Source organism: Clostridium sp., assembly GCF_051654825.1.
Lineage (GTDB): Bacteria > Bacillota > Clostridia > Clostridiales > Clostridiaceae > Clostridium.
On sequence record NZ_JBOFYU010000230.1, the window covers coordinates 1 to 4667 of the forward strand.

Here is a 4667-nt window from a genome sequence, read left to right on the forward strand (position 1 = left end):
TACAAACTTATATCCAAGTCCAATTACAGTAGTTAAATACTGTGGCTTTGATGGATTATCTTCAATTTTCATTCTTAATTTTCTTATATGAACAGTAATAGTATTATCATAGCCAAAGAAATCCTCTCCCCAAACCTCTCTACAAAGTGTTTCCTTGCTTATAATTCTATTTGGATTATTGATAAAATACATTAATAACTTTAATTCCTTTGCAGTAAAGTCTAAGCTTTTATCATCCTTATATACTTCACCTGTTTCTTCATTTATTTTTATATCTCCAAATTGAATAACTCTTTTTTCTGGTTCTTCATTCTTCTTAGCTACATTATCAAATACCTTTAATCTAGCCTTTAATCTAAATGCAACTTCCTTAGCACTAAATGGCTTAGTTATATAATCATCTGCTCCTATAGCAAATCCTAATAATCTATCTACTTCTTCTGATTTTGCTGATATAAATAAAATTGGAACATTAGTATTAACCTTTCTAAGTTCATTAAATACATCATATCCACTTATATCAGGAAGCATAATATCTAGTAAAACAATATCTGGCTTTTCTTCTTTAAATATATTAATTCCATCTATTCCATTGTTAGCTACAAAAACATTACTAAAACCTTCTCTATTTAAAACAGTTTCTAATATTTCTGCTATTTCTTCTTCATCATCTATTAATAAAACTTTAAATTTGTCAAATATAACACTCATCTTTCTCATTCCCCTTTCTTTTACTTACACACTTTTGTTTATTATATAATATCACCAAAATATATTTAAATTCTTCCCCTATTAATAGATTTAAGATGGATTTAAGATAGATTTTATATTGATTAAAGATTGAAAGCTTAAAATAAACTTAGTTAAAAAATAAATCTTAAACTTAAAGGAGAAATTAAAATGGATGGAAAATTAATATTTGCAATAGTAACAATAACATTAGCACTAGTATTTTATACAACAGGTGTATTTGGAGAAAGAAGATCAAAAACCTTACAAGCAAAACATGTAATAATATTTTGGTTAGGACTTATATGTGACACTATAGGTACATTAACTATGACTAATATAGCTAAATCAGGACCAAGTGCAATTTCAGCAACAAGCCAAATGATTCATGGAATTACTGGTTTCTTAGCAATAGTTTTAATGATATTCCATGCAGCATGGGCAACTTGGGTATTATATAAAAATGATGAGCATAAAAAAGAAACTTTCCACAAATTCAGTATTACTGTTTGGTTACTTTGGTTAATACCATATGTAGTAGGAATGTTTATTGGAATGGCAGGTTAATATTAAAGAGCGTAGCTTACTAGCTACGCTCTTATTTTTTAAATTAATTCTTCACATCTTTTTTTACAAATATAATAAATGTTAATATTAACATTATGGCTGATACTATTAATAATTGAATAGCTCCATTTTGATATTGAAGCTGTAATCCAAATCCTTCTGCTAATGCTCTTTCTGTAGTTGGCACTAATCTAAGATATGATGAATTTATATATGGTATTAAAGTATTTATTATCCATATTTGCTTTGCGCTAATTAATAAATCTGTAGCTGGTGCTGTTCCTAAATAAAGAATCATACTTATAGCTACTGCTAATGCTGTATTTCTTGCTAATGTTGATATCATAAATACTAGTGATGATATAAATACTAAGCTTGCACATGAAATAACTACCTTAGGTAATAAGAAGTTTATAAATTCTATATGCATAATAGCTCCATTTATTGTTTCTAATATTGGAGTTTTATATGTTTCAAATCCAAATACATATCCTGTTGATGCATAAAGTATTCCTATACCTAATATAACTATTGCAAAACCTACTACTAATACAGCTAATAATTTTGATAATAATACTTTCCATCTTGAAACTGGTCTTATTAATAATAATCTAATAGTTCCCTTAGAAAACTCTGTAGCTACTATTCCTCCACCAATTATTATTACCATTATAACTGCTAAGATAATATATATTTCATATGTTGAATTTAATACACTTCTTGCATCTCTTATATCATCTAAAGCTGGAATATTGTTTTCTAATCCATACCATAATTGCTTTATCTTTTCTATTCTTTTTTCACTTTTAGATTTATAATTTTCTACATATTCATCATATGTCATTGATATTCCTTGAAGAGCTGCTTGTGATGAATATTCTTTTTCTGTCATTAATTTAATTCTTAAATCTTGTAATTCTTTTTCTATAGTTTTTATTGAATTATTCTTCCAATTATTTAAATCATAATCAATATTATTATTTAATCTAAACTCCATAACTTGTATGTCTTGTTCATAAAAAGGAATAATTTCTCTTGCATGGTTAGCATTCTTTTCTAAATTTTGTAATTCCGCTATACCTTCCTTAGTTTGAGGATTTTTTTCTTTTAATTTTTCATATTCAGCAATTTCATTTTGACGATCTGCTATATACCCTCTTGTTTTAACAATTCTTTCCTCTGTATATCCTTGATAATTTGACTGTTCTAATATACTCTTTAGCTTTTCCTTTTCCGCTATATATGATGCTTCTATTTCTTTTTTCTTTGCTAAAGTCATTTTATCATCATAATAAGAAGCTACTGTCTTTGAGTCTGTACCCCTTAAGCCTTCCATAATTACATTTTGATCATATCCCTCTAATACAAATTCTATTGCAGCTAAATTATATGATGCATCCTTATAATAATCTACAACTCCACTTTTCCAATCATCAAAACCTATTTTATAATCAACAAACATTTGAGCTGCATCTCTATTTATTACAGCATATTGATAAGCAATCTGCCCCTTTTGTGTTTTATCCTCTTTAAAAAATTCAACATTTTCGTTTTCTTGCTCTAACATAAATTTATAACTTTCTAGAGCATTAGCTGAATATCTATCTACTGGTATTTTATTTACAGCCATAGGTAATACAATTGCTGATATTAATATAAGTGCAAATATTATTTTTATACTTGGCTTTTTAAATTGTTTTACTAATTCATTATATGTTAATCTGAATATCTTCATAATAGTATATATCCTCCTTATCTAATTTGATCTTTAGAACCTTTAGTTACTTCCATAAACTCATCTTCTAATGTCTTAGTAAGTAGAGTTACCATAAATAAAGATATATTATTTTCTATTAATTCCTTATTAATTTTTGCAAGATTTTCTCTTTCACAAGTTACTTTAATTGCATCTTCTAAAAGCTCTGCCTTAGCATTTGAATATTTTTTATTAATTACTTCTAATGCTTTTTTATTATTATCAACTTCTATTTTATAAGACTTAACTAAAACAGTTTCATCCTTCTTTATATCTCCAATAGTTTTTATATCTATCATTTTTCCGCCATCTATTATTCCAAACCTATCACACATAAGCTCCATTTCACTTAAAAGATGACTTGATACCATTACAGATAAACCTTCTTTTTCTGCTAAATCCCTTAATGTTTCTCTTAATTCTTTAATTCCCATTGGATCTAGTCCATTTGTAGGTTCATCTAATATAAGAAGACTTGGTTTATGTAAAAGTGCTTGTGCTACCCCTAGTCTTTGTCTCATACCTAATGAATATTTGCTTACCTTATCATTAATTCTATTTCCAAGCTTAACTAAACTTACAACTTCATCTATTCTCTCTCTTGAAATTCCCCCATGCATTCTTGCATAAAGTCTTAAATTATCTCTTCCTGATAAATATCCATACATTTCAGGATTTTCAATTATTCCACCAACACCATTTAAGGCCTTTTCAAAGCTCTTTTTTACACTTTTTCCATCAATATATATTTCACCCTTACTTATACTATAAAGACCTGTAATCATCTTAATTGTAGTTGTTTTACCTGCACCATTTGGTCCTAAAAAACCAAATATTTCACCCTTGCTTATCGTAAAGCTTATATCTTCTACTAAGGCTTTACCATTCATAATCTTACTTACATTTTTCAATTCTAAAACTGCATTCATTGCCGCATATCCTTTCTTTTATTAATTTTTATATCTTACTTATTAACTACTTTTGCTTCAATTGATCCATCTTTTGTATCAATTACTTTATATTTTAAGTTTAAATTACTTAATGTGCTTAATTATAGATAATATATCTTGCGTTTTAGTTAAGAAATCCTTAAAATTACCTTAAAATATTTTACAGATTATACTGTCAGTATTTATAAGTTGAACAACCTCCTCTATAAACATACTAGCTGTAATTGTTCCTGCATTACGTTCACTAGTATTATTACTATACTCTTTATTTTTATTCCCTTACTTTTATTTAAATTTATTCTATAGTTTTAATTATTTAAAATAAAAAATATTTTTTTTATTTTTTTGCAACAATATAGATAAGTTAATTGTATTTAATGTGTAAGGAGGTTCATTAATGAATGAATTAGAAAAAACTTATGCTAGACAAGTTGATATGGTTTTTAAAATTTGTGTACTACATTTAAAAAACATACATGATTCTGAAGAAGCTACTCAAGAAACATTTATAAAATTTATTAGATATAATCCTAAGTTCGAAAATCTTCAACATGAAAAGGCTTGGTTTATAAAAACAGCTTCTAATATATGCAAAAATATTTTAAGTAGCTCTTGGTCATCAAAAGTAACTTGCTTAGATGATTTATCTTATTTTCAAGAACAAA

Annotated in this window: 5 protein-coding genes; 2 read left to right on the forward strand and 3 right to left on the reverse strand. The window is 26.5% G+C overall.

Features of this window, described 5'->3' with window-relative positions; translation table 11 throughout:
• Nucleotides 1-711: response regulator transcription factor (locus ACRDBA_RS13815; protein WP_438573508.1), on the reverse strand; the 711-nt coding region annotated here is incomplete at its 3' end.
• 189 nt (nucleotides 712-900) lie between these two features.
• Between ACRDBA_RS13815 and ACRDBA_RS13820 the strand changes: the two genes are divergently transcribed.
• Nucleotides 901-1296 (forward strand): HsmA family protein, encoded by a 396-nt coding sequence (locus ACRDBA_RS13820; protein ID WP_438573509.1) that lies wholly within the window; start codon nucleotides 901-903, stop codon nucleotides 1294-1296.
• Nucleotides 1297-1339: 43 nt separating this feature from the next.
• Here the strand turns inward: ACRDBA_RS13820 and ACRDBA_RS13825 are convergent, their stop codons facing one another.
• Both ACRDBA_RS13825 and ACRDBA_RS13830 read right to left on the reverse strand, forming a co-directional pair.
• A complete protein-coding gene (locus ACRDBA_RS13825) occupies nucleotides 1340-3031 on the reverse strand; it encodes an ABC transporter permease subunit (protein ID WP_438573510.1) in 1692 nt (563 codons plus the stop codon).
• A gap of 17 nt (nucleotides 3032-3048) precedes the next feature.
• Nucleotides 3049-3981, reverse strand: coding sequence for an ABC transporter ATP-binding protein (locus ACRDBA_RS13830; protein WP_438573511.1), 933 nt, complete (start codon nucleotides 3979-3981; stop codon nucleotides 3049-3051).
• Between the two features lie 418 nt (nucleotides 3982-4399).
• Between ACRDBA_RS13830 and ACRDBA_RS13835 the strand changes: the two genes are divergently transcribed.
• Nucleotides 4400-4667, forward strand: a 268-nt coding sequence (locus ACRDBA_RS13835; RefSeq protein WP_438573512.1) for an RNA polymerase sigma factor, incomplete at its 3' end; no start/stop codon positions are given.